Consider the following 24467-nt stretch of genomic DNA (forward strand, 5'->3'; position numbering starts at 1 on the left):
GCGATAACTCGCGCAGCTGATCACACAGCCATTCGAACCTGTGCTGACCATCGTCACCGAGTTGCCCCAGCGAACTGTAGTACCCCAGGCGGGGTAGTCGTCCCGCTAGCGCGGTACCCCACCTAATGCTCAGGTCATAGATCTCTTCGTCGTCCACGTCGTCACGGAGTCCGACTTGTTTGAGAGCTTCGATCTGCTCGGTGAGAAACGCGACGTCGTCATCGATATCGACAGGTTTCCCGTCGTGCGGTGCCACGCTCATCTACCCTCCATCGTTTCCGGGCGCGGACACGTTCGAAGAACCGCGGCATCACGCGCCATGCGGGCGTATACCCCGTTCGTGCGGCGAAATGCGCGCATCATGACCTCGCCCAGACTTGCGGCGACGGGTGGCGGCCGTCCAGCGGCTATCCCGTTTACCGCGGGCTTCGGAGGGTACCTATCCGACATTGTGCTGCCGACCTGGTCCGGCTCGCAGTGACGTCGTCACGGTTGCGGGCCGGTTCCTTCCACGCCGCTGCGGCGCCGCGGTTCAGACGGGTGGGGATGGGGAGGATGAGTGATCTACTAGCGCAGTTCTTCAACGGATGGCAGCCGGCGGCCTACGCGGCGCTCAAGGCACTGGCGTTATTCATCACCTCGGTAACGGCTTTCCGGCTCGTCCTGCGGCGAACCATCGCCGAGTTCACGCCTTTCGACTGGGTAACCGCGGTCGCGATCGGCGCGATCGTGGGGCGCACCGCCACAGCCGCCGACACCTCGTGGTTCACCGGCACCGCGGCCCTGCTCACCCTGATCGCTGTCCACGACCTGGTCGCGCGGCTGCGCCTGGTCCCGTGGGTGCGCCGGCTTGTCGACCCTCCGGTGCGGGTGCTGATCAGCGACGGTGAAGTCGACGAGGCAAACCTGAAGCGCTGCAGGTTGACTCGGGGCGACTTGGACGCGATTTTGCGCCAGCACGGCCACCGAGCGCCCGGCGACGTGCGCCTCGCTGTGTTCGAGACCAAAGGTGTGGTCTCGGTATTCTCCGATGCCGAACCGTCGGGCACCGGGCAGCGTTCAGGCTGAGACCGGCTTCTTGGCCGGCGCGGACACCTTCATGAGCTTCATCATGTTGCCGCCCATGATCTTTGCCTTGTCCTCGTCACCGAAGTCGGCAAGTTCGTCGACGAAGGTGATCGGGTCCTTCAGGCCCTCGGGGTGTGGCCAGTCGGATCCGAAGACCACCCGGTCGGTGCCGACCATGTTGACGATCTCGGCGAACCGGTCCTCCCAGAAGGGGCTGACGTAGACGCACCGCTTGAAGGTCTCGATCGGGTCCTCGGCGAAAGCCTGCGGCATTTTCTTGTAGACGCCCTTGAGACCCCGGAACAGCGTCGGCACCCAGTCGGCGCCGTTCTCGATGGACAGGATCCGCAAGTCGGGGTTGCGGGTGAGCGCACCATGGCAGACCAACGCGCCGAACGCGTCTTCGATGGGGCGATGGCCCATGGCCAGGCTGCGGAAGGCCGTCGGTTTGAACGGCAGGAATTCGTCGCCGGGCTCCCAGATGTTGAGCAGCTCGGAGTAGCCGCTGTCCGAGGCGTGCATCGAGACGGGGATCTCCGCGCGGACGCAGGCCTGCCAGAACGGGTCGAACTCTTCGAGGCCGAACGATCGGCTGCCGCGGTAGCCGGGCACCGGCGCGGGGCGGACCAGCACGGTGCGCGCGCCGCGCTCCAGGCACCACTCCAATTCCTCGAGTGCACGGTCGACGATCGGCAGGGTGATCACCGGAGTGGCGAAGATGCGGTCCTTGTAGTTGAACGACCACTGCTCGTACATCCACTCGTTGAGCGCGTGGATGACGTCATGGGTCATCTCGGGGTCGTCCTTCATGCGCTCTTCGACCAGGCTGGCCAGCGTCGGGAACATCAGCGCGAAGTCGATGCCGAGTTCGTCCATGACCTCCAGCCGCGCGCCCGGCTCCCGGAAGGCGGGGATGGCTTTCATTGACTCGCCGAGGATTTCGCGGTAGCTCTTGCCCTGTGAGCCGTTGCGGAAGTAGTCCTCCTGGGCACCCGGGCGGGCCACCACCTCGAACGTCGGGTTGGGGATGTAGTCGCTGATGTGGCCGCGCACCACGATCTTGGTGCGCCCGCGGACCTGGACGTAGTCGATGACGTTCTTGCGCTTGTCCGGCAGGAACTTGGTCAGCGCTTCCTGCGGCTCGTACATGTGGTTGTCCGCGTCGAAGACGGGGAAGGGCAGTTCCCGGGACGGCATGGCGATCTCCTAGCAGAAGTTTCAATTCTCACTCTGTGGTAACGACGTTACCAGTTTTGCGCAACAGGGTATAGCGGGTCTAGTCGTCGGCCCGCAGGCCCGCCGTTGGTGTGTCGCCGTTGATGACGGCGAAATTCACGGTGGCCGTGGCCCGCAGTTCGTCGTCCCCGTCGCCGTAGATGTCCACCTGCATGACCATCGCGCGTCGTCCGGAGCGCAGCATCGTGGGCACCGCGAATGCCGCGCCCTGCCGGATCGGTCGCAGGTAGCGGATGAACAGATCCGCGGTGGTCATCGTGGTGCCCGGTTGCAGGTAGTCGAGCCCGAATTGTCCGCCCGCCACATCTACGAGCGTGGCGATCAGGCCGCCCTGCAGCGCGCCGGAGGTGTTGACGACCGCGGGACTGACCGGCATGGTCATGGCGAATTCGCCGTTGCGGGTGCTGGGGCGGATGCCGATCTGTCCGAACAGATCGGCCAGCGACGGGGCGGCGGACTCTTCGTCGGTGTCACGGATGCCGAGGGCGCGGCTGCAGAAGTCATAGAGCTGGCCGACGTCGACCGGCGTTCCGTTCAATTCCGAACCGAGCCAACGCAATCGCTGCGCACCCATCATCGTCTGCATGACGATGGCCGCCGCCGCACCGACGTCCAAGCCGGGGTTGAAGACTCCCTCGGTGATGCCCTGCCCGACGATGTCGCGTATCAGGCCGTGCAGGGGGGAGAGCACCCGGGCGTATTCGCGGGGGCGGGTCTCGGCCAGGTGCTGGTTGTAGAGAGTCAACGCGCGATTGAGACTGTCCTGGGTGCTCGATTCCGCTTGCTGGCTGATCCGGTCGATCAGCAATTTCAGTGCCGCGGTGCTGTCCAGCCCCTTGGTTTCACCGCGCCACGTCTGCACCGAGTGCGCGATGGTTCGGTCGAACAGCGCCAGCAGCAGTTCGTCCTTGCTGCTGAAGTGTTGGTAGAAGGCCCGCAGCGACGTCTTGGAGCGCGCGACCACCTCTTGCACGGTGAAGTCGGTGCGTCCCGTTTCGCCCAGTATCGCCACCGCGGTCTTGATGAAGCGGTCGCCGCGCGTTGTTTCGACGTCGTCGCCGGGGTCGGCCATGAGCGATTGGTCCCCTTTCATAGCGCGCTGCTCGCGCTATGAGAATGAGGTTACCGCGCTGGGTCGGCCGGCGGACCGTCCGCCAACGGGGCCCCCGGGTCCTGTCAAGCCTTGGGGCAGAAGATCCCGAGTATCTGCTGGCAGTTGTCTCTGGTGATGAGGGCCGGCGGTGGCGGGGGCTTCGGGGGCGGGTTATCTCCATCCCAAATCATGTTGGAGACGTTGCCCATGCCTGGCCAGAGGTAGTAGTAGGTGTGACATACGTTCATGTCCCAGCCGCGGAACGGGTCTGTGACGTGGTTACCGGTCGCCGGTAGTGGCTCACCCGGGCACCAATGGCGCGCGGGGCCCCAATCGGGGTTGTCGGCGTGGGCGGTGCCTACGGTCAGCCCCGCGCCGGCTATCGCCAGACCACCCGACAGCACAGCACCGGCAATGAGCTTCTTGAGGGCGCGCATGGTGTCCACGACACTTCCTTTCGCTGCTGTCGCCGGTAAGTTTGCCGCCGACGATTCGCAAAAGTCTTGCGCCTGGTTTCGCTACCGATCCCAAATTGCAGGAACTAGAAGGGCGGTGGTTCGGAGTCGGGGGGATGACCTTGACTGGTGAGCTGTGTTGCCGCCCTGCGCGTTTCGCAGGCGATGCGGGAAGTGCGGTTATCTCGGCGTTCGCCGGCGATGTAATTGGCGCGGTTGGCGACGCGGGTGCCGCGGCGCTGCGGCACCACCGCAGACCGATCGGCCTGGGGGTCCGGTTGCCGGGATGGAGCCAATTCACCGGTCGGTGCGCAGAGGGCCGGAAATAGCAGCGCACTGCCCGGGGCGGTCACGTAGGTGCGCCCCGAGGGCGAACGCCAGATCACCGTGCCGTCCGGAAGCTGCTGGTCGTGCCATCCCCAGAAAGTTTTGATCAGATGATGTTGGCGGCAAAGGCATTTCAGGTTGGATGCGTGCGTAGCGCCGCCCTGGGAGTGGGGGATCGTGTGGTCGATATCGGCTTCCGTTGCCGGGCGGTCACACCCGAGAAAGCGGCAGGTCAAGTCGCGGCAGCGCACGAAGTCGGCCAGCGCCGTAGAGGCGACGTACCCGCGCTCTGGCGCCGCGTCCCCGGGGTGCACCAGTGGCCGCAGCCTCGACGAGTCGGCAAGTTGCGCAGCCAACTCCGCAGGGAGGAGCACGTCGGTGCCGATGAGCGAGCCAGGGTCTGAGCCGGCGCCGTTAAGGGTGGACTCGTTGGCCACCACGTGGATCACGACCGGGCCGGGCACCGGCCTCGCGCCGGCGGAACATGTCGGCTGCCCGCAGCGGCACTGCAGCCTTTCGGCTCCGGCCGCTAACGCCCCCATCGCATCGGCGCGACGCTGCTGCAGAGTTCGCGGATCACTTTCACAGACAGTGCCGGCCAAGGCATTCAGCCGGGCGTCCACGGCGTGTGCATCGGTGGCGAACAGTCTTCCGAAAACCTCCGACAAACCGTCGCCGCCGTCCCAAATGGAGAACTGACGACTCGCTTGGTGTTCGCGGCGCCGCCGGACCGCATCACGGTCTGCCCGGGCCACCACCCGATCCACCGCGGCGGCCAGCCGCCCGCGCGTCATTGTCGGCCACCGTTGCACCCGTAGGGCGAGTGTGGCGTCGACCGCGGCCATCACGTCAGGATCGGTGATCAAGTCGGTGCGGTACACGATGGTCTGGAACGTCGAATAACTGATGTCACCGGCGATCAACGCCGAGCCCACTTTTGGTAGCCGAGTGCGCATGACGCGCGAATAGTTCAGGTAACTCGACGCCAGCGCGTGGCTTATTCGCAGCGCTGCGGCGATTTCCGCGGATATGGCGTCCCAGGTGTCGGTCGCCCAGGTCTCGCGTTCGCCGCACTCGCGCAGCCGCAACACATCGAGCTCGCCAATTGCCGCCAGCCGCTGGCCGGCCGCCCGGTTCTCGGCACGCGACGACGAACAGATCCGGTCCAGGAGGGCAGCGGACTCCGGCGTGGCCGGCGGATTGCGGCGCGAGACAGCCGCATCAAACCAGGCAATCACTTCCGGCGGTGACGCCGATCCGGACCGTTCTTCGAACATACGTTCGAGTATAGGGGGTCGGTCCGACAACCGATCCGGGCGTCAGCCGCCCCGGGCTTCGATCATCGCCGAGCGGTTGACCTTGGTCGCCGCGGTGCGTGGAATCGCGTCGACGAACTCGACGGTCTTGGGCGCCTTGTACGGGGCAAGGCGGCTCTTCGCGTACTCGATCACCTGCTGTTCGGTCAGTGGCGCGGCGCCGTCGAGGTCGGCGCGCTGAATCACCGCGTGCACCCGGCGCCCCCACCGCGGGTCTGCCAGTCCGATCACGACGACATCGGCGATGCCGGGGTGGCCCGCGAGCGCCGACTCGACCTCGGCCGGAAAGACATTGGCGCCGCCGCTGACGATCATGTCGACTCGGCGGTCGACGATGTAGAGGAAGCCGTCCTCGTCGAGGTGGCCGATGTCGCCGGCGGAGCGGAAGCCGTCCTCGGTCGACGGCAGCGGGGGCGCCCCGCCCAGATAGCGGTAACCCGCGCTCATCGGGGCCCGCAGGTATACGTCACCGTCCTCGCCAGGACCCAGCGGTCGCTTGTCGGCGTCCAGGATTCGGATCTCGGTGTCCCGGAATCCCCGCCCCACACTGCCGGGGTGGGCAAGCCACTCGTCGCCGCGCAAGGCGGTGAGCCCGAGGTTTTCGGTCATCCCGTATGCCGTCACTATCTGCTCCGGGCTGAGCAGTTCGAACCAGGTATGCAGCAGCGACGGCGGCATCACCGCGGCACCCTGCAGGATGAACACGATGCTGGACAGATCTCGCTGCCGCACGTCGGGCCGGGCCGCGATGCGTGCCAGCATGGTGGGCGTGGCGGTGAAGTTGGTGATCCGGAAACGTTCGATGACATCGAGAACGAGTGCCGCATCGAACTTTTCGAGTATGACGAGATGGTCGCCGCCCAGCATCATGAGGAAGGTGGCGAAGCCGTTGGTGTGATACATCGGTGCCGGCACCATGATGGTTTGCGGCTGGGCCACCGGTGTCCAGTTCGACAGGAACGGTTCGCCCTGCTGCGGAATCCACAGCGACGGCGCCAGGTTGAGGATCACCTTGGGCACGCCGGTGGACCCGCTGCTGCATATTCCGTTGGCGGTGGGGGAGACGGCCACCGGTAAGGCGTCATCGGACTCGCCGGCCGCGCCGGCGTCGAGCTCCCAGCGGCTCTTTTCGTCGACGACGACGGCCGGGTCGATGACCTCACGCACCCGGTCTCGCTCCCACTCGGGAAGATCCCAGTGCATCGGGACGGGGACCGCGCCGATCTTCCAGCACCCCAGCGTCGCCAGCACCAGATGCACCGAGTTCGGAATGGCCAGTGCGACCAGGGAACCCGTCTGCGCACCGTGGCCGGCTAGCGCCCGGCCCCACTGATTGGCGCGGGCATCGAGTTCACCGAAGGTCAGCGAGGTCGCGCTGCCGTCGAGCGCGACAATCGTCACGGCCGCATCGTCGCGCCGTTCTTCGGCCAATTGGTGCAGTTTGATTCCGAATGGGATTCCGTCCGCGAGCGGGTTCGGGGTCACCGCGTCCGCGACGGGTTCGGTCGTCATCTGCGCCGCTCCTCCTCATCGCTTCGCTCTGCATCGTCGCCGGCGGTCGTCATCTGCGCCGCTCCTCCTCATCGCTTCGCTCTGCATCGTCGCCGGTGCGGTTCATGCCGATACCGGCTCGCTGAACAGTGTCTCGAATGACCCGTCCGACACGCGTGGCACCAGGCGCAACGCGAGTTCCTCGGTGCCCAGCGGCAACCGCATCAGGGGTTGGGTATGCCGATCGAGCACGCTGACGTCGGACTCGTCGCAGAAGCCCAAGGCTCCGAGCAACTGGTGGGACGTGCGCATCACCTGTCGTGCCGTCTCGGCGGCCTTGAGTCGAAGAATCAGGGCGTCGGCCGAATGGATCTGCGCCGCGAGCGATTCCGGGCGGCAGATGGTGTACTTCGCGAGTTCGTGCAATCCACGGACCGCAACGGCCGCGTCGGCGACGGCGAACCTGACGGTCTGAAAGTCCGCGAGCGGCTTGCCGAACTGAATCCGGGCGCGCACATGGTCGGTGACGATCCGCAACGACTGCTGCACCGCTCCCAGAATCCGCCATGATCCCAGCACGAGATGAAGGTTAACGTCGGCGGCGGGCACGGTTCCCTCGGGTGCGCTCAAGGTGGCCGGGACCAGGAACGGCCCCAGCTTGGCGCCGGTCCGTGAGCCCGGCTGTGGCCGGTACCGATTGCCGTCCAGGTCCGCGGTGACCCAGTCCCCGGCCAGATCGCCGTGGTCGATGCGCGGGGCTTTCGGATTGACCAGGGCCAGGCGCGCGCCGTCGATCGCCAGCAGCTCCTCCACCACTGGATAGGGGAGCACGGTGGCGCCCGCGGCCTGACACAGCACCGCCGCGGCCAGCAGGTCATCCGGGCCCGAGCGCACGTCGAGATCGAACGCACCGACATCGTTCAGCGCGGTACGTGCCGCATGCCGGACGGCGTCGTCGGTCTCGGCGCGCAGTGCGGCCGGCGGTCCACCCAATCGGGTCAGCCGCTTGCCCGCGACGGCGGCGAAGTCGCTGATGTCTTGCGGTAGCTCGGTTTTCACCTGTGTTCTCCCAATACGTCTCGTGCCACCAGCATGCGTTGCACCTCGATGGTGCCCGATGCCACGGTGGCCGCCTGCGCGTAACGCCAATGGTCTTCGATCGCTCCGTGCAGCGCCGCGGAAGTTCCGCTGTCCAGCGCCGTCGGGCCCAGCACGTCGAACAGCAGCTCGGCGACGAGTTGATCGCACGTCGTGGTGATGATGCGCGCGGCACTGGCGGCCGCCCCCGCCGCCGGATCGTCCTGCAGCGATACGGCGCGATAGGCCAGCAACCGGGCGACCCGTAGGTCGACGAGCGCCCGCACCCACCGGGTGCGAATCGTTTCGGGCAGCTGATCCCAGTCGTCGCCGAGCTGGGCGCGCATCCGTTCGAGCAGCGACTCACAGCGTGCGTAGCGTGCGATGCCCACCCGCTCGAAAGCCAGGGCTTCGCGCATCACCCGCCATCCGTCGCCGACCTCGCCGAGCACATCGCCGGGAAACGCGTGCACGTCGTCCAGGAACATCTCGTTGAGGTGGTGCGGTCCCAGCATCGACGGGATCGGTCGGACGGTGAAGCCGGTCCGATCCATGGGTATAAGAAAAAGGGTGAGCCGCTTGTTTTTTGGCGCTTCGGGGTCGGTGCACGCCGCCAACACGCACCAGGATGCCATCAACGCGTACGACGTCCACACCTTCTGGCCGGTGATGCGCCACCCGTCGCCGTCGGCAACGGCGCGGGTACGCAACGACACCAGGTCGGTTCCGGCCTCCGGTTCGGAAAAGCCCTGGCACCAGATCACGTCTCCGGAGGCGATGGCCGCCAGGTGCTTGGCCTTCTGTTCGGCTGTTCCGTATCGCATCAGCGCGGGCCCGACCCAGTTGATCCCCATGTACTGCGGACCGCGAGGCTCGTGTTGGGCCCACATCTCCTCGCGCAGCACCGTCTGCTGCCAGACCGAACCACCGCCGCCGCCATGTTCTTTCGGCCATGCCAGCGCCAGCAGCCCCTCGGTGGCCAGCAGTTTGCAGAACGTCTCGGTGGTGGCGAGGTCCTGCGGGTTTTCGGTGCAGGCGCCCAGAAAGTCGGCGGGGATGTGGTTGGCAACCAGCTCGCGCAAATGGCTGCGCAGTTGTCCGGCGTCGTCGCCGAGGTCGTAATCCATTGTCGTCATCCCTTCGGCAACCCGAGCAGCCGCTCGGCGATGATGTTGCGCTGGACCTCCGACGTTCCGCCGTAGATCGTCGCGGCCAACGCGTCCTGACGCTCGAACAGCAGATCCGGATCGGTGGCCGATTCGGGGCCCGCGGCGGCCGCGCTCAGTTCCCAAACACGCTGCAAGGTAAGCGATCCGAGCAACTTCATGGTGTCGGCTTCCGGGCTGGGCCGCCCCGCGAGTTCGTTGCCCAAAGCACGGTATCCGGTGGCGCGCAACGCTTCTGCATCGGCGATAAGCGAACCGAGTTCGGCGTAGACGTCTTGGCTCGAGTCCGCGATACCGCGCACCGAGTCAAGTCCGCGTTTGATCTCGACCCAGTTCATGATCCAGATCATCTGACGTTCATGGTGCAGCGACGACAGGGCGACATTCCAGCCGTCGTTGAGTGGCCCCAGTAGATTGGCGGCCGGCACCTCGACGTCGTCGAGAAAGACCTCGCAGAACGTCTCGTCGGAGATCGACGCCATCCGGATGGGTTCGATCCTGACCCCGGGCGAATGCAGATCGAGAATGAGGCACGAGATGCCACGATGTTTCGGCGCGTCGGGATCCGTGCGGGCATACAGGGTGCACCACCGCGACACGTGGGCTTGGGTGGTCCAGATCTTGTGGCCATTGACCCGGAACACATCGCCGTCGCGCTCCGCGCGGGTACGCAGACCGGCGAAATCCGACCCCGCTTCGGGCTCGGACATGCCCAGCGCCCACCACTCGTCACCGCGCAGCAGCGGAACGAGCAGTCGCTCGATCTGGGCCGGTGTACCGAACTGACGAATGCCGGGCGCGGCGACGCCGGGCCCCTGAACATTGGGCAGCTTGGGCGCCGACCGCAATGCCGCCTCGATCCGGATTTCCATCGCGTCGCGCAAACCCAACGATCGACCGCCGTGCTCGCGGGGCCAGGTCGGCTGTAGCCACCCGGCCTCGAACGCGGCCCGCTGGTAATCGCGCCGCAAACCCAGATCCCAGCGGTATTGCCGATAGTTCGCGTAGTAGTCGTCGGGCAGAAAACCAACCAACCAGGTGCCGAATTCCTCCACCACAGCGCTCACGGGCACCGCTCCTCCTCATCGCTGCGCTCTGCATCGTCGCCGGTGCGGCTCACGCGGCACCCCCACAGAATCGGCGGCCCACCTCGTAATACAGCGCGCGGCTGTCACCCAGCATGGCGGCGCCCTGCCAGGCACGCCTGACGTAAAGATGGGCGTCGTGCTCCCAGGTCTGCCCGAGGGCGCCGTGTACCTGGACCGCGGTGCGTGCACAACCGGCCGCCGCGTCGTTGGCCGCCGCCTTGGCCAGCGCCGCGGCGGTCCACGCATCGGTGGGTGGCGTATCCGGGTCGGCGAGCAGCGCCGCCGCGGCATAAGTCAGGCTGCGGGCACGTTCGACGCTGACGTAGTTGTCGGCCAGTGCATGTTTGATGCCCTGGAATGCACCGATCGGCCGGCCGAACTGGCGCCGCGATTTTGCGTACTCCACCGAGCGCTGCAGCGCGGCGCTCGCCACGCCCAGGAGATCGGCGGCCGAAGCCACCCACGGCGCAGTCCATGCCGATTCCAGGTCGATAGGCGCAACCGCGATGGGCTCGGCGTCCATCTCGACGTCGGCCAACGGCTGAGCGGGATCGGTGGATTCGGCCGGCGGCACCACGGTGACCCCGTCGCCACAGCGGGCGACCGCCGCCACGGTGTCACCGTCATCGGAGCGCGCGAGCGTGACGACGAGCTCGGCGCGCGACAGGTTGGGGACCGCAATTGCCTTGCCGCGCAGGCGTCCCTGGCTCAGCGTCATCGGCGCCCCGGGCAGCCGGGATCCTTCGGCGTGGACGGCCAGGGTGGCCACGACACCGCCCGCAATGTCGGTCAGCACCGAGTCCAGGCCGGTGTTGCGCAACAGACCCGCGGCCAGACCGACGCTGCTCAGCAACGGAATTGGTGCGATGGCGGCGCCGCATTCCTCGAGAACCACGGCCAGCTCGACCGGCCCGTAGTCACCGGCCCCTTCCGCTGAGGGGGCGGCGAGCTCGGTCCAGCCGAGATCGACGACCGTCTTCCACAGAGAGCGCCAGCGCTCCGGATCCGTGGTCGCTTGGCGTGCGGTGTCGGATGGGGACTCCGTACGTAATATGTCGCGTACGGTGTCGCGCAGCGACAGCTGCTCCGAGTTCAGTCCGACATCCATAAGACCTCTAACATAGTAAAGATAATAAACTAGCCGTGCCGTCGCAATCGCACGGAACCCGACGTATAGGTGGCGCATGGCCCAGTGGTATCTGTTCCTGCCGCAGGTGAGGCTGTCGGCGGCCGACATCGCGGACCGGGCACGTCACGCCGAGGCCAGCGGCTTCGACGGGATCGCCTTCATCGATCACCTCGAGGCGCCCGGGTTGCCCGACGAAAGCATCTGGGAGGCAATGGGCATTGCCAGCTGGGTGGCGGCCAAGACCGAGCGGTTGAGGATCGGTCATCTGGTGCTGTGTGACGCATTCCGGCATCCTGCGGTGCTCGCCAAACAGGCCGTCACCTTGTCGGAGGCCTCGGACGGCAGGTTCGAGTTGGGCCTCGGAGCGGGGTCGTGGCCGTCGGAATTCGCGAGATTCGATGTCGGCCAGCAAGATTCGCGGGCCAGGGTCGAGCAACTCGGCCGCCACCTGGAACTGATCAGGCAGTACTGGGGTGACGACGGCGAGCAGTCCGGCCCCGCTCCGCAATCTCCGCGGAGGTCGTACCCGATACCGCTGGTTCTGGGTGGGAGCGGACCCAAGATGATGGAACTCGTTCGCAGATACGCGGATTGGTGGAATCTGCCGGCGAACCAGCTCGACAGGCTGCCGAAGCTCGCCCCGGCCGCAGGAACGGCCCGGATTTCGATCCAGCAGATGGTGGGCTTTGTGCGGTCGGGCAACGACCCCGACAGCGTGCGCGAGGTCAGCACCCGGCGATTCGGCAATCTCGGATCCGGACTGGTCTGCGGCGATGCCGACGAGCTGATCGGGCACTTCGGCCGTTTGGCCGCCCAACGGGTCGAGCGGTTCTACGTATGGTTTGCCGATTTCGCCACACCGGACTCCCTGCACGAGTTCGGTGAATCGGTGATCAAAGGCTTTCCGGCGTCGTAGACCTCAACCGCGTCGCGCGCGGCGGCGGGCTTCGGTCGGTATGACAGGCGGTCGCGCGAAGGGGCCGCGCTGCACGGCGGACAGCCGGATCTCCGGCAGATCCACCGACGAGTCGACGGTGTCCAGCCAGGCAACCGCCTCGGCGACGTCCGCCACCTGGATCGCATACATCTCGAAGGGGACGTCCTGCAGCATCTCGGTCGCCACCGGGCCCGGCGTGACGATGTGCACGCTGATGCCGTCGCGGTCGACTTCGAGCGCCAAGGCTCTCGCGAATGCATTCATGCCGGCTTTCGAGGCGGAGTAGGCGGTGCGGGCCGGCATCGGCTCGTGTGCCGCAGACGACGAGATGAACACCAGCCGCGAGCCCGCTGTCATCTTCGGCAGCACCGCGGACGCCACCACGAAGCACGAATCCAGGTTGGCCGACATGATGGCCCGCCACTGCTCGAAGGTCTGCTTGCGTGCGTAGGTTCCGCCGAGCGCACCGGCCGCGTGAACAACGAGGTCGATCTTCTCCAATGTGCTTATCGCAGCGGGGAATCCGCTCGGGTCAGACGCGTCGGACACGATGTGGCGTGCACCGATCTCCTCGGCGGCGGCGCGTAACGGGGCCTCGCGACGCGCTGAGAGCACCACGTCGTAACCGCGCTCAACCAGCTTGTGCGCGCACCCTTTTCCGATCCCGCCGCTGCCGCCGGTGACCAATGCGGTTCGCATGACCGTTGCAAGCCGCCCTTCAGGAGCGCCGAATGTCGCGCGGCCGCGACAACGCTTGCGGGGAGAGCGCGTAGATGCGTTGATCGTGCCGACCGGACAGGACGTAGGTCTGCGTGTCGGCCAGATGGCGACCCGCGATGCGGCGAGCCCGGTCGACGTTACCCTCGGCGATCGTCTCGGTCAGCTTGACGTGCGTGTTGAGCGCAGCGCGGCGCTGAGTGAGCGACGGGTAGGTGCCACGGGACGCGCTCTCGTCGGCCCACTGCCGTTCGTGGCTGCTCCACAGAGTCTCCAGACTGCCGACGACCGCGATGATCGTGTGATTGCCGCAGCCGCGGACGACGTGGTCATGGAATTCGCGCCCGATTTCGGTGAAAAGCCGGCCGTCATCGAGGTTTTCGGCCATCGACTCGTTGATCCGGGTGAGTTCGGGTACCAGGGTGTCGGCCCGGTCCGGCCGTCGTGCGGCCAGGGCGGCGCAGGCGGGTTCGAGTTCTTGCAACGCCATGCCGAGATCTGCGGCCTCGACGGACTCGCTCTGCAACAACAACCCGAGCATGTAGGCGGCGCTGGTCTTCGCCGGGGCGTGGACGACGGCACCACCACGGTTGCCCCGCCGCACCGACACCAGCCCTTCGGTCTCCAGAATGCGCAAGGCTTCGCGCAGCGAAACCAAACTCACGTTGAACTGTTCGACGAGCACCTCTTGGCGTGGCAAGAGATCACCGTCCGCGAGCTCGCCGTCGATGATCTGACGGCGCAACTCATCGGCTACGATTTCGGCGATCCTCGGCGCCGACAACCGGCGCCGGGCGTCGGGGCCAATTCCCAAGGCGGTCATCCGATCCTCGATACACAAGCAACTCGCTGGCTTAGCTATTTTAGCAGTAATGATATAAATAGCTTCTCTGGTCGCATGCCGATCGGAAGGGCGGGTTCAATTGAGCGAGCGGTCCGAAAGCCGGCCGACACCGCTACATGATTTGCGTGTCGTCGAGATCAGTGACCGGATAGCGGGCAGCTACTGCGGCAAGCTGCTGCTCGACGCCGGCGCACAGGTGTATAAAATCGAACCGCCGCAAGGGGATTCGTTGCGGCGGTACTGCGCCAGCGGTTCCTCGGTTCCCCCGGGATGCAGCGCGCCGTTCTTCAGCTACCTCAATGCGGGCAAGCGCAGCATGACTTTCGCCCCAGGTGCTACGGAGTCGGCGCGATTTCGCGCCATGCTGGCCGCCGCCGACGTAGTGGTCGTGACCGCCGGCCCGGCGCGGGCCGCGGCGCTGGGTGTCGACCCACGCCAACTGCTGGAACACTCGTCGCGGGCAATCATCGTCACGATCTCCGACTTCGGCTGGGCCGGACCCTATGCGGACCGGGCCGCCACCGAGTTCACCTTGCAAGCGTGGGCCGGCTCGCCCGGCTTCCGTGGCGATCCGGCCGGGCCGCCGATTTCCATCGGCGGCGATCTCGGCGAGTACATGGGCGGCGTGTTCGCCGCGTTCGGCGTCCTGGCGCTGCGCCGCCGCGTCGAGCGCGGCGGACCCGGCGAGCACCTGGACCTGTCCATGCTGGAAGCGATGACCACGATGCAGAGCAGCGAATGGCTGCATTCGCAGCTGCTGGGCGTCCCGCCGATCCGCCGCACCACCGAGGTCCCATCGATCGAACCGGCCAAGGACGGCTACGTCGGGATCACCATGGTCACCGGTCAGCAGTGGCTCGACTTCACCGCGATGGTCGAATGTCCGCAATTGGAGGAGATCGAACAGCTGCGGTTTCAAATCGGCCGGTGGCAATACCGCGACCTGATCCGCGAACAGATCCATCCGTGGCTGGCCGAACGGACCGTCGCGGAAATCGTCGAACTCGGACAACTGTTCCGGCTGCCGATCGCCGCGCTGGGCAACGGTTCCACCATTCGGGAGCTGGAGTACGTGCGCGAGCGCGAGGTCTTTATCCATAATCCCACCGGGTTCCATCAGCCCCGCCCGCCCTGGCTGATGTCGGCCTGCGCGCCCGCGCCCCTCGGCGATACCCCACCTCTCGGTGAGGACGATGACGAGTCCCCTTGGCGCCGTGTGGAACTCGAAGCCGAGCCGGAGCCGGACGGGCTACCGCTGGCCGGTGTGCGCATCATCGACCTCACCGCGTTCTGGGCCGGCCCCGCCGCAACCCACCTGCTCGCCGCCTTCGGCGCAGACGTCGTCAAGGTCGAGTCGATCCAGCGCCCCGACGGCATCCGGTACTCGGGCGCCATGCGCACCGACGTGGAAGACTGGTGGGAGTACGGCTGGGTGTTCCACGCGATGAACACCAACAAGCGTTCGGTCACACTGGATTTGGGATCCGAGCAGGGCCGTCGTCTGTTCACCGAGTTGGTCGCCGACGCCGACATCGTGATCGAGAACTTCTCGCCGCGGGTGATGGAGCAATTCGGACTCACCGACGACGTGCTGCGCAAGGTCAACCCGAAACTTGTGTTCGCCCGGATGCCCGCGTTCGGCGTCGAAGGGCCATGGCGGGAACGAGTCGGGTTCGCGCCCACCATGGAACAGATCGCCGGGTTGGCGTGGGTGACGGGCCTGCCAGAGGGGCCACCGGTGACACCGCGCGGGGCGTGCGATCCGCTGGCCGGTGTGCACGCCGCTTTCGCCGTGCTGGCCGCGCTGAACTTCGCCGAACGCACCGGGACGGGCCAACTGGTTGAGCTGCCGATGCTCGAAACCGTGCTCAACGCCACCGCGATACAGGCGATCGAGTCCGAAGTCTTCGGAGTGACGTTGACCCGTCGCGGCAACCGCGGTCACAGCGCCGCGATCCAGAACATCTACCGGTGCGCCGGACCCGACGATTGGGTCGCGATCACCGTTCGCGACGATGCGCAGTGGCAGGCGCTGGTGGAGTTGATGGATCGACCGGGGTGGTGTGACGACGAGGACTTGTCCACGATCGCCGGGCGCCATGGTCGAGCCGACGAAATCGATGGCAGGCTGGCGGATTGGTTTGTTGGGCAGCCACGTGATTCGACCGTGGAGCGGTTGGCCGGCGCGGGTGTTCCCGCGGCTCCGGTGGTGTCGCCGTCGCTGGTCACGGACAATCCGCAACTGCGCGAGCGCGGCTTTTTCGAGGCGTTGCATCATGGGAGTACCGGACTCGGCCTGTACCCCTGCCCGCCGTTCGCTCGGCTCGGCGGTCAGGACAAATGGCTGCTGCGGCCGCCGCCGAAGCTGGGCGAGCACAATGAGGAGATCCTGCGTGATCGGTGCGGGCTGACCGACGAAGAGCTGACACGCCTCGCGACCAGCGGGGTGATCGGGACCCGACCCAAGGGCCTCTAGAGAAGTGGAGGGCATTTGATGCGAGTAACGGTCGACGAGAATTTGTGCGAGGCAAACGGCTTCTGCGAATCGCTTGCGGCGGAAGTATTCGAACTCGGTGACGCCGATGTGGTGCAGATCGCGGACGGCCCCGTGCCGCCGCGACTGGAAATCGATGTGCGCGCCGCGGTGGACCAATGTCCCAAGGCCGCGTTGCGGCTGCAGGACTGAATAAGCACGTGCGCCACTGGGCGCCGTGTGCCTGCCATGAGGTGAGTTTCATGCGCGCTAGCTGTACCCGGCGCTAGCGCGCATGAAAGGCGCCCAGTCCGGGTCTTGCGGCGCCCCGCCCCCTGACTCAGCGCCGCTCGGTCAGCGAGATGGCCATCTCGTCGTAGATCGACATGTTGGTGGTCAGGTTCGGATGGGCCACCTTCGCCGGACCGATCTCGATGTCATCGCAGCGCAGCAGCAGTTCGTCGAGGACCGCGCGGAGTTCGGCCCGGGCCAGCATCGCGCCCAGGCAGTGGTGCGGTCCGCCGCCCCCGAACGCCACGTGGGGGTTGGGTTGCCGGCCGATGTCGAAGGCGAACGGGGACTCGAAGACCTCCTCGTCCCGGTTGGCCGACCGCAGTGTCGACACCACGCGTTCGCCCTTGGCGATGTGCTGGCCGTCCATCTCGACGTCGACCTTCGCGGTGCGCGTCCAGTACGCCACCGGCGAGGCCCAGCGCAGCACCTCCTCGACCGCGCCGGCCCGCAGCGCTTCATCCTCGCGATACCGCTCTATCTGGTCGGGATTGGCGACGAACGCCTGCAGCCCGATGGCCAGGGCGTTCTTGGTGGTGTCACTGCCGGCGAATGCCAGCACGAAGAAGAAGAACTCGAGTTCGTTTTCCGGCAGGCTGAACTGCTCGCCGTCGTCGCCGGTGATCACCGCGGACGCCAGCGTGCTCCAGATGTCGTCTGTCGGATTGCGCCGCTTCTCGGCGGTGAGCTCCATCGCGTACTTGAAGACCAGGGCGAAGAGATCGAGTTCGACCTGCCCGCTCGGGCGCGCCTCGGGCGCAAGCGCCTTGAGGATGCGGTCGAAGATGTCGAATATTCGCGGCCGGTCCTCGTCCGGGATGCCGATGATGTCGCCGATGACCGTCATCGGTAACGCGTCGGCGACGTCCTCGATCCAGTCCCCACCGCCCGCGGCGAGCAGGCCGTCGATCATCCCCGCCGCACGCGCCCGGATGCCGTTCTCCAGCTTGGCGATCGCCCGCGGGTTGAAGGCGTTGGAGATCAGTTTGCGGCGCTTGTTCAGGTCCGGCGGGTCCAGCGTGATGATCGTCGGGAACGACGAGAACATGGCGACCGGTTGAATGAGCGGGCCGTCGGCCGCGGTGAACGACTCGGTGTCGCGGTGCAGGCGGACCGCGTGCCGGTGTTTGGTGGCGACCCAGAATTGGCGTTGGACGGTGTCGGCGACACCCGGTGTCAGCTCGTGCCGGAAAAGCGGCCGGGTGCGCCGCAGCTCTGCGAACAGCTCGTCGGGAAAACCGTTACGCCACAAGGCGAAATCGGAAAGGTCCACCGTCGCAGCCGTCATGTGAACCTCCATTGGCTCGGGCACCACGCGACGACCGGCCGGCCCCGCGTTGACGTTCAATGCCTAAAATAGTAAAAATAGACTTTAGTCGTCGAAACGCGGTGAGGTAAGAGCAGGCCAAAAGCGCGCGGCCGCGTGGGAAACGGAGTTCTCGTGACGAATACGATTCCAGAATCAGACCCCTCAGAACGCGAGTTCGGACCGTCTGGCATTGCACTGTCCACCTATCGATTTCCGACGGGGTGGTTCATCGTCGCGTTCGCCGACGATGTAAAGCCCGGCGACGTCAAGCGCCTGCACTACTTCGGCGAGGAACTGGTGCTGTTCCGCACCGCCTCGGGCAAGGTCAGCGTGCTGGATGCCTACTGCCAACACCTCGGCGCCAACATGGGCGTTGGCGGCACGGTCGAAGACGAGAACATCGTCTGCCCCTGGCACGGCTGGCAGTGGCGCGGCGACGGCAGCAACGCGCTGATCCCGTACAGCAAGATCGGCTGCAAGAACAACGTCCACATCCGCACCTACCCCACCGTGGAGTGGTACGGCTTCATCCTGGTCTGGCACGAACGGCACGGGCGGGCGCCGTACTGGCAGCCGCCGGCGCTGCCCGAGCTGGAAACCGGCGAGTACTACCCGCTGCACCCGCATAGCCGGATGCTCAATCGGGTCAAGGTGCACGCGCAGATGATCATCGAAAACGCCGCCGACCCGTACCACGTCCAATACGTGCACAAGGCCGCCAACCCCGCCAATACCGCCTCATTCGAGGTGGCGGGCTATCACCTGCACGCCACCGTCAACGCCCACTTCGGTGGGGGCCGGGAGAAGACGTGGTTGACTCCCAACGGGCCGGTCGACGCCAAAATCATTTACGACAACTACTCGTTGGGGCTGGGGCTGGTCCGGTTCCCGACCGATCTGGTGGCCACCATCGAGGTCACCGGGCAGACGCCGGTCGACGAGGACTACACCGACTACTTCTACACACAGGCATCCGTACGTGAACCGGGCGACAGCGGTGACGTGCCCACCGGACGTGCCGCCCGGTTCTTGGCGCTGCAGCAAGAGGTCATCAAACAGGACTTCTTCACCTGGGAGAACATGAAATACCTGGAGAAGCCGAATCTGGCGCCCGAAGAGGCACGCGACTACGCGGCCCTGCGCCGCTGGGCGCACCGCTTCTACCCGGGCGAGGAACCGTTGCCGTCTGACTTCGGCTACAGCGCCGACGGCGAGCCCGACCCGGCGGCCGCCAAAGCTTGACCGGACCCCAACATCCCGATGTGTGCTGACCGCGGCGGGCCGGTGCGGCCCTCCGATTTCGGCGTCGACCGATTCACCGTACCGGCCGTGCTGGATCGCCGCGCGCAGCAGTTTCCCGACCGGGTGATGATGTCTATTGCCGGTGTCGACGTGACCTTCGAGCAGATGCGCCAGCGGTCCTGCGCGGCGGCAAACATGTTGACCGACTTAGGTGTCGGACCGGGCGACCGCGTGGCCTTGTTCACCGGCACGTGTCCGGAATGGGTGTACTTCTGGCTTGGCGCCGCGCGGATCGGGGCGGTCAGCGCCGCGATCAATGCCGCGAACAAAGGCGACTTCCTGCTGCACGCTCTTCGGCTCTCGCGGGCCAAGGTGATGCTGACCGACGTCGAACGCCGGCCCCGCGCCGCCGAGGTCGCCGACGCCGTGGACACCCTGACAAGCGTTGTGGTGCCCGGTGATTCACTGAGCGCGACGCTGGGGCAAAACATCGATTCTGCACCTGCCGAGCTCCCCGGGCGGGTGGGGGACCTCGGCTGCCTGTTCTACACGTCAGGCACCACCGGCCCGTCCAAAGCGGTCGCCACGACATGGCAATACCTGTTTTCCGTTGCCGCGACCGTCGCATCGGCCTGGGAATTTCGGGAGGGCGAGGTGCTGTGGACGGCGATGCCGTTGTTTCACCTGAGCGCGGCGCCCAGCATATTGGCGCCCATGCTGGTCGGCGCGACGACGGTGCTGGCCGGGGCTTTTCACCCCGGTGAGGTGTGGGACGAGATACGCGCCCGCGGTGCCGTCGGATTCGCCGGCGCCGGGGCGATGGTTTCGATGCTGCGGAATCTGCCCGCGGATCCGCGCGACGCGCAGCTGCCGCTGCGGTTTATCTCTGCCGCGCCGATCGACGCGAACTCCTACCGCGACATCGAAACGCGCTACGGCTGCCGCATCGTCACCATGTACGGGCTCACCGAAGCGTTTCCCATCGCGGTCAAGGGGTTGGCCGACAGCGGGGTCCCCGGGACCTCGGGACGCCCTAATCCCGATTTCGAGGTTCGGATCCTCGACGAACACGGAAATCCACTGCCCGACGACGGCGTGGGTGAGATCGCCTGTCGTCCCAGGCATCCGCACGTGATGAGCGAAGGATACCTCGGCGCGGATTCGCAGATAAACCCGCATCCGGAATGGTTTCGAACCGGCGATCTCGGGCGGCTCGATCGCGATCAGAATCTGACATACGTGGACCGAATCAAGGATGCGTTGCGCCGACGCGGTGAAAACATCTCCTCGATGGAAGTGGAGAGCGTTGTCATGCGCCACCCCGCCGTGGCGGAGGCCGCCGCGGTCGGCGTGCCCAGCGAGTTGGGAGAAGACGATGTCCTGATAGTCATCACGTTACGGCCGGGCGCCACAATCGATTTCGTCGAATTACTCGACTTCTGCGCGGCGCGCATGCCGTACTTCTGCGTGCCGCGATTCGTGGAGACCGTCACCGAACTCCCGAAGAATGTGATCGGGCGGATACGTAAAGACTTATTGCGCGAACGGGGCGTCAATCCGGGAGCGTGGGATCGTGAAAGCAGGGGGTATACCGTTAGCCGTTAGGTTCCATTAATTTCACGTAAAAGTCGGTAAGTTGCCTTAGTGTTCCGTCAATCCGTTGTTGGCAGTCATTTCCGAGAGAGGCTGGAAAGCCATGACCATGACTTATCAGGAACAGCAAATGCTCCAAGCCGCCACCGGACGCGCTGCCATCCTGGATTTGAATGCTCGGCACAATCGGGCCTACTCCGACGGTGACCGCGACCGCTGGGTCTCCACGTTCCGCCATTCCGGTGCCAGCTATACCCGCCACGGTGAGCTGTTCAGCGACCTGCGTTCGGCCTTCGACGGGGGCGACGGCCAGCGACTGGTCACGGTCGATCACGAGATTCGCGTCGACGGCGTCAACGCAACTCAGCATTGTGTCGCCGTGCTTTTCGCCGCCTTGTACGGCGACACCACGCTGCGGGCCACTGGGATTTTTCGCGACCAACTGGTCTACGAACGAGGCGGCTGGTATTTCACTTCCCGCGCGTTGCAGTGGGATTCGGTCCCGAGTCGGCACCCCATGGTCATGTGAGCGACACCGATACGTGGATCGGGATTTCAGTCAGCGGCTGGCCTTCGGCACCTATGACGATGCGCTGCGGATGGTCGGCGCGAAAGGTGAGCCCCGCACCGCGGCCACCGCGGTAAGCGCCGCACGCATCCAGTTGTTCGCCGCGCTGGTCCGCGACGGCAATCGCTCGTACTGGGATTCCGAATTCGCCCGGCGACACTGGGGAGGCCTGCTGGCGCCGCCCGCGTTGTTGATGGGCTGGCTGATCGCACCGCCGTGGCAACCCGGAGGCCGGAGATCGGGTTCGTTGATCGCATTGCGGGTGCCGCTGCCCGGTAGCACATTCATCAACGCGGCCAACGAGGTTGAGTTTCCCCAGCCCATCGTCGAAGGTGACGTGCTGACCGTCGTCGACGAAGTGGTCTCGGTGTCACCGGAAAAGCGCACGCGGCTGGGTGTCGGCCATTTCGTCGAAACGCTCGAAACCTATCGCCGTCAGGACGGGACCGTGGTGGCCACCTGCCGCAATACCTTGTTCCGCTTCACGCCAGGTGCATCCTCATGACCGGCGACGGCCTGGACTGGAACCAGATCAGCGTCCCCGTTGAGCTGCCGGAAGCGACCGACCACATCAGCTACCAGCGGGTGGTCGAGAACGCCGGAGCGACGTGGGATTACTTTCCCGGCCATTTTGACCCGAATTACGCTCAGTCCCAGGGTAATCCGACGATCTATGTCAACACGATGCACCTGGCCGGTTTCGCTGATCGTGTCGCGACCGACTGGGCGGGTCCGCGGTCCCGCGTGGTGCGCCGCTCCATGCGGCTGGCCGGGTCGATCTATGCCGGCGACACGATGATCGGCCGAGGGCGGGCGGTGGCGAAGCGGCGGGACACCTCGGTGGATCCGCCGCGCTTTCTGGTGGACGTCGAAATCCAGGTGACTAATCAGTACGGCGCGCTGTGCTGTCCGGTCGAGCTGACGTTGCAGGTGCCCGAAACTCCGCAGCACGGCGATGGATGACGTAGGCGGGCTGCACTTGGCGGTGTGCCGCCGGTTCGGCGAGGCGGTCGCCGCGGCGACTGGCAAATGGGACCGCCCATCGCCGTGTGACGCGTGGGATGCCCGAGGAGTGCTCGAGCACGTGATCGGGTTTCATGACGTACTTCTGTTGCGTCCCTTGGGATTGAAGCCCGATCGGCCACGCGAAGACCCAGAGGCCCGGTGGCGCCTGACCTATGACTCGCTGACAGAGGCCCTTGACTCCCGCAGAGCGACACGGCTGGATGAGTACCGGCTGATGCCCAACCTGACTCGTGACGTTCTGGTGCATACCTGGGACCTCGCCCGCGCGGTCAATGCCGACGATGGGCTGGATCCTGCGTGGTGTGCGGTGTTTTGTGCCGGCTTACCGAAGGATCCGACGACCCTGGCCGCGTCGGGAATGTTCAGTGCGCCGGTCGAGATAGGTGACGAGACCGATGCGCAGGCAAGGCTTCTGGCACGGCTTGGCCGCGACCCGTCGTGGCGGTCGGAAACTCTATAGGGGCGGCAGCTGCCCCTTGCATATCAGCGTCTGCAGTTCGACGTACTCGTGCAGGCCCTCGGGTCCGAACTCGCGCCCGATGCCGGATTGCTTGAAGCCGCCGAACGGTGCGCCGATGTCGAGGGTGTACATGTTGATGCCGTAGGTCCCCGTGCGGACGGCGGCCGCGACGTCCAGGCCGTGTTCGATGTCTGCGGTCCACACCGAACCGGCCAGGCCGTAGTCGGTTTCGTTGGCGATGCGGATCGCGTCGTCCTCATCGCGGTAGCGCAGCACGGTCAGCACCGGACCGAAAATCTCCTCCCGGGCGATGCGCATGTCGTTGGTGGCGTCGGCGAACAGCGTCGGCTGCACATACCAGCCGCGCTCGGACGGACTCTGTTCGCCACCGAGGACCACGCGAGCGCCCTCACTGCGGCCCGACTTGATGTAGTCCTGGACACGGCGCTGTTGTCGTTGGGCCACAAGCGGTCCGATATCGGTCGACTCGTCGGCCGGGTCGCCGACAGTCAGCGCCGACATCATGTCCGCCAACGCGTCGACGACCTCGTCATGTTTACGGTCGCTGACCAGGATCCGGGTCTGCGCGACGCAGGCCTGACCGTTGTTCATCAGGCCCGCGGACTTCAGGCCGGCCACCGTCTTCTCGATGTCGGCGTCGTCGAGGATGATCGCCGCGGACTTGCCGCCCAGCTCCAAGCTCACCCGCTTCAGCTGCTCGCCGCACAGGGCGGCGATCCGGCGCCCGACGGCACTGGAACCGGTGAACGCGATCTTGTCCACTCCGGGATGGCGCACCAGCGCCTCACCGATCTCGGGGCCGCCGGGCAGCACCGACACCACACCCTCGGGCAGCCCGATCTGCTCGATCATCTCGGCCAACCACAAAGCGTCCAAGGGTGTTTCGGGCGCGGGCTTGATGATGACCGTGCAACCCGCGATCAGTGCCGGGATGAGCTTGGGCATGATCAAAAACTGCGGTACGTTCCACGGCACGATCGCCCCGACCACCCCGACCGGGGCCCTGCGCAGGTGTACTTCGCCCAGCACGCCCTGCCGGCGTTCCTCCCAGGGGAAGTCCCGGGCGGCGGCCAGCGAGAGGTGCATCAGCGCCGCGGCGGCCGCCCCCTGGCCCATCCGGCTGAAGCTGCGCGGCGACCCCATCTCGTCGGTGATGAGATCGGCCATCTCGTCGGCGTGGCCGGCGTAGATTCCGGCGAGCTGTTCGACCTTGGCCATCCGGTCGGCATGGCTCAGCCGTGGCCACGGGCCGTGATCGAACGCGTGCCGGGCGGCGGCGACGGCGGCCTCGACGTCCTCGGGGCCGGCGACTTGGACATGCCCGACCGGCTCTTCGGAGTGCGGCGAGATCACGGCGAGCTGCTGGGGGTTTACGGGCTTGCGCCACTGCCCTCCGATGAACAGTTCGTCGTAGCGACGATGGTCGGATGTGTTCGTCATCGGGGCACTTCCTTGGGTCAGCGGCGGGTGCAGGATAAGACGGTGACCGCGACTTTCTATTGACGCTAACATAGCGAAAAAAGGACTAGGCAGGAATCCG

The 24467-nt window shown here is 66.0% G+C and carries 23 protein-coding genes; 10 read left to right on the forward strand and 13 right to left on the reverse strand.

Translation table 11 applies throughout. The features are described from left to right. Nucleotides 1–555 precede the first annotated feature (555 nt). The gene (locus A5782_RS06015) at nucleotides 556–1068 is read left to right on the forward strand and encodes a DUF421 domain-containing protein (RefSeq protein ID WP_067096501.1); all 513 of its coding nucleotides are present in this window, start codon (nucleotides 556–558) and stop codon (nucleotides 1066–1068) included. On the opposite strand, the gene A5782_RS06020 is transcribed toward A5782_RS06015, so the two are convergent. The 9 genes from A5782_RS06020 to A5782_RS06060 form a co-directional block, all read right to left on the reverse strand. Beyond that, nucleotides 1060–2265, reverse strand: coding sequence for an amidohydrolase family protein (locus A5782_RS06020; RefSeq protein ID WP_067096504.1), 1206 nt, complete (start codon nucleotides 2263–2265; stop codon nucleotides 1060–1062). The genes A5782_RS06015 and A5782_RS06020 overlap by 9 nt on opposite strands. Before the next feature lie 79 nt (nucleotides 2266–2344). Beyond that, on the reverse strand, nucleotides 2345–3376 hold the full coding sequence (locus tag A5782_RS06025; RefSeq protein ID WP_067096507.1) for a hotdog fold thioesterase: 1032 nt from the start codon (nucleotides 3374–3376) through the stop codon (nucleotides 2345–2347). 104 nt (nucleotides 3377–3480) lie between these two features. Beyond that, nucleotides 3481–3843: a hypothetical protein gene (locus A5782_RS06030; protein WP_067096510.1), complete on the reverse strand. Its 363-nt coding sequence runs from the start codon at nucleotides 3841–3843 to the stop codon at nucleotides 3481–3483. Nucleotides 3844–3938: 95 nt separating this feature from the next. Beyond that, entirely contained in the window at nucleotides 3939–5456 is a 1518-nt protein-coding gene (locus A5782_RS06035) for an HNH endonuclease signature motif containing protein (protein WP_067096512.1), read from the reverse strand. A gap of 42 nt (nucleotides 5457–5498) precedes the next feature. Further along, complete coding sequence (locus A5782_RS06040; protein WP_067096515.1) at nucleotides 5499–7007, reverse strand: class I adenylate-forming enzyme family protein; 1509 nt, start codon at nucleotides 7005–7007, stop codon at nucleotides 5499–5501. A 102-nt stretch (nucleotides 7008–7109) separates the two neighbouring features. Next, nucleotides 7110–8045 (reverse strand): acyl-CoA dehydrogenase family protein, encoded by a 936-nt coding sequence (locus tag A5782_RS06045; RefSeq protein ID WP_067096518.1) that lies wholly within the window; start codon nucleotides 8043–8045, stop codon nucleotides 7110–7112. Beyond that, nucleotides 8042–9199: an acyl-CoA dehydrogenase family protein gene (locus A5782_RS06050; RefSeq protein WP_197694126.1), complete on the reverse strand. Its 1158-nt coding sequence runs from the start codon at nucleotides 9197–9199 to the stop codon at nucleotides 8042–8044. Before A5782_RS06050 ends, A5782_RS06045 begins: the two co-directional genes overlap by 4 nt. After that, nucleotides 9196–10287, reverse strand: coding sequence for an acyl-CoA dehydrogenase family protein (locus A5782_RS06055; RefSeq protein ID WP_197694133.1), 1092 nt, complete (start codon nucleotides 10285–10287; stop codon nucleotides 9196–9198). Before A5782_RS06055 ends, A5782_RS06050 begins: the two co-directional genes overlap by 4 nt. A gap of 58 nt (nucleotides 10288–10345) precedes the next feature. Next, the gene (locus tag A5782_RS06060) at nucleotides 10346–11425 is read right to left on the reverse strand and encodes an acyl-CoA dehydrogenase family protein (RefSeq protein WP_067096523.1); all 1080 of its coding nucleotides are present in this window, start codon (nucleotides 11423–11425) and stop codon (nucleotides 10346–10348) included. 76 nt (nucleotides 11426–11501) lie between these two features. Here A5782_RS06060 and A5782_RS06065 point away from each other — a divergent pair, with 76 nt between their 5' ends. Beyond that, the gene (locus A5782_RS06065) at nucleotides 11502–12362 is read left to right on the forward strand and encodes an LLM class flavin-dependent oxidoreductase (RefSeq protein WP_067096526.1); all 861 of its coding nucleotides are present in this window, start codon (nucleotides 11502–11504) and stop codon (nucleotides 12360–12362) included. A gap of 3 nt (nucleotides 12363–12365) precedes the next feature. Here A5782_RS06065 and A5782_RS06070 read toward each other — a convergent pair whose 3' ends face one another. Further along, the gene (locus A5782_RS06070) at nucleotides 12366–13082 is read right to left on the reverse strand and encodes an SDR family oxidoreductase (protein ID WP_067096529.1); all 717 of its coding nucleotides are present in this window, start codon (nucleotides 13080–13082) and stop codon (nucleotides 12366–12368) included. A gap of 19 nt (nucleotides 13083–13101) precedes the next feature. Then, entirely contained in the window at nucleotides 13102–13923 is an 822-nt protein-coding gene (locus A5782_RS06075) for a FadR/GntR family transcriptional regulator (protein WP_067096531.1), read from the reverse strand. 100 nt (nucleotides 13924–14023) lie between these two features. On the opposite strand from A5782_RS06075, the gene A5782_RS06080 reads away from it, so the two are divergent. Together A5782_RS06080 and A5782_RS06085 are read left to right on the forward strand one after the other, a co-directional pair. Continuing rightward, nucleotides 14024–16420, forward strand: a complete 2397-nt coding sequence (locus tag A5782_RS06080) for a CoA transferase (RefSeq protein ID WP_197694127.1) — start codon at nucleotides 14024–14026, stop codon at nucleotides 16418–16420. Nucleotides 16421–16438: 18 nt separating this feature from the next. Then, the gene (locus A5782_RS06085; protein ID WP_067096537.1) at nucleotides 16439–16630 is read left to right on the forward strand and encodes a ferredoxin; all 192 of its coding nucleotides are present in this window, start codon (nucleotides 16439–16441) and stop codon (nucleotides 16628–16630) included. Nucleotides 16631–16757: 127 nt separating this feature from the next. On the opposite strand, the gene A5782_RS06090 is transcribed toward A5782_RS06085, so the two are convergent. Continuing rightward, entirely contained in the window at nucleotides 16758–18056 is a 1299-nt protein-coding gene (locus A5782_RS06090) for a cytochrome P450 (RefSeq protein WP_369815588.1), read from the reverse strand. A 93-nt stretch (nucleotides 18057–18149) separates the two neighbouring features. Between A5782_RS06090 and A5782_RS06095 the strand changes: the two genes are divergently transcribed. The 6 genes from A5782_RS06095 (at nucleotide 18150) to A5782_RS06120 (ending at nucleotide 22906) form a co-directional block, all read left to right on the forward strand. After that, a complete protein-coding gene (locus A5782_RS06095) occupies nucleotides 18150–19259 on the forward strand; it encodes an aromatic ring-hydroxylating dioxygenase subunit alpha (protein WP_082942794.1) in 1110 nt (369 codons plus the stop codon). Between the two features lie 18 nt (nucleotides 19260–19277). Further along, entirely contained in the window at nucleotides 19278–20864 is a 1587-nt protein-coding gene (locus tag A5782_RS06100) for an AMP-binding protein (RefSeq protein ID WP_067096542.1), read from the forward strand. Between the two features lie 91 nt (nucleotides 20865–20955). Beyond that, nucleotides 20956–21381 carry a nuclear transport factor 2 family protein gene (locus tag A5782_RS06105; RefSeq protein WP_067096545.1) on the forward strand — a complete coding sequence of 142 codons (426 nt, stop codon included), beginning with the start codon at nucleotides 20956–20958 and terminating at the stop codon, nucleotides 21379–21381. Nucleotides 21382–21394: 13 nt separating this feature from the next. Continuing rightward, the gene (locus tag A5782_RS06110) at nucleotides 21395–21925 is read left to right on the forward strand and encodes a MaoC family dehydratase N-terminal domain-containing protein (protein WP_067096548.1); all 531 of its coding nucleotides are present in this window, start codon (nucleotides 21395–21397) and stop codon (nucleotides 21923–21925) included. Beyond that, nucleotides 21922–22383: a MaoC/PaaZ C-terminal domain-containing protein gene (locus A5782_RS06115; RefSeq protein WP_067096551.1), complete on the forward strand. Its 462-nt coding sequence runs from the start codon at nucleotides 21922–21924 to the stop codon at nucleotides 22381–22383. Before A5782_RS06110 ends, A5782_RS06115 begins: the two co-directional genes overlap by 4 nt. Further along, nucleotides 22376–22906, forward strand: a complete 531-nt coding sequence (locus A5782_RS06120) for a maleylpyruvate isomerase family mycothiol-dependent enzyme (RefSeq protein ID WP_067096554.1) — start codon at nucleotides 22376–22378, stop codon at nucleotides 22904–22906. The genes A5782_RS06115 and A5782_RS06120 overlap by 8 nt, the downstream gene beginning before the upstream one ends. Here the strand turns inward: A5782_RS06120 and A5782_RS06125 are convergent. Continuing rightward, complete coding sequence (locus tag A5782_RS06125) at nucleotides 22901–24367, reverse strand: aldehyde dehydrogenase (RefSeq protein ID WP_067096557.1); 1467 nt, start codon at nucleotides 24365–24367, stop codon at nucleotides 22901–22903. The two genes, A5782_RS06120 and A5782_RS06125, sit on opposite strands and share 6 nt — an antisense overlap. Nucleotides 24368–24467: the final 100 nt, after the last annotated feature.

It is taken from the genome of Mycobacterium sp. 852002-40037_SCH5390672, assembly GCF_001665875.1.
Taxonomy (GTDB): Bacteria; Actinomycetota; Actinomycetes; order Mycobacteriales; family Mycobacteriaceae; genus Mycobacterium.

Excerpts from the sequence above, each read along its gene's own strand:
- A5782_RS06015 (WP_067096501.1), top strand. The coding sequence starts at position 556 with ATGAGTGATCTACTAGCGCAGTTCTTCAACGGATGGCAGCCGGCGGCC.
- A5782_RS06020 (WP_067096504.1), bottom strand. The coding sequence starts at position 2,265 with ATGCCGTCCCGGGAACTGCCCTTCCCCGTCTTCGACGCGGACAACCAC.
- A5782_RS06025 (WP_067096507.1), bottom strand. The coding sequence starts at position 3,376 with ATGGCCGACCCCGGCGACGACGTCGAAACAACGCGCGGCGACCGCTTC.
- A5782_RS06035 (WP_067096512.1), bottom strand. The coding sequence starts at position 5,456 with ATGTTCGAAGAACGGTCCGGATCGGCGTCACCGCCGGAAGTGATTGCC.
- A5782_RS06040 (WP_067096515.1), bottom strand. The coding sequence starts at position 7,007 with ATGACGACCGAACCCGTCGCGGACGCGGTGACCCCGAACCCGCTCGCG.
- A5782_RS06050 (WP_197694126.1), bottom strand. The coding sequence starts at position 9,199 with ATGACGACAATGGATTACGACCTCGGCGACGACGCCGGACAACTGCGC.
- A5782_RS06060 (WP_067096523.1), bottom strand. The coding sequence starts at position 11,425 with ATGGATGTCGGACTGAACTCGGAGCAGCTGTCGCTGCGCGACACCGTA.
- A5782_RS06065 (WP_067096526.1), top strand. The coding sequence starts at position 11,502 with ATGGCCCAGTGGTATCTGTTCCTGCCGCAGGTGAGGCTGTCGGCGGCC.
- A5782_RS06070 (WP_067096529.1), bottom strand. The coding sequence starts at position 13,082 with ATGCGAACCGCATTGGTCACCGGCGGCAGCGGCGGGATCGGAAAAGGG.
- A5782_RS06075 (WP_067096531.1), bottom strand. The coding sequence starts at position 13,923 with ATGACCGCCTTGGGAATTGGCCCCGACGCCCGGCGCCGGTTGTCGGCG.
- A5782_RS06085 (WP_067096537.1), top strand. The coding sequence starts at position 16,439 with ATGCGAGTAACGGTCGACGAGAATTTGTGCGAGGCAAACGGCTTCTGC.
- A5782_RS06100 (WP_067096542.1), top strand. The coding sequence starts at position 19,278 with ATGTGTGCTGACCGCGGCGGGCCGGTGCGGCCCTCCGATTTCGGCGTC.
- A5782_RS06105 (WP_067096545.1), top strand. The coding sequence starts at position 20,956 with ATGACCATGACTTATCAGGAACAGCAAATGCTCCAAGCCGCCACCGGA.
- A5782_RS06115 (WP_067096551.1), top strand. The coding sequence starts at position 21,922 with ATGACCGGCGACGGCCTGGACTGGAACCAGATCAGCGTCCCCGTTGAG.
- A5782_RS06120 (WP_067096554.1), top strand. The coding sequence starts at position 22,376 with ATGGATGACGTAGGCGGGCTGCACTTGGCGGTGTGCCGCCGGTTCGGC.
- A5782_RS06125 (WP_067096557.1), bottom strand. The coding sequence starts at position 24,367 with ATGACGAACACATCCGACCATCGTCGCTACGACGAACTGTTCATCGGA.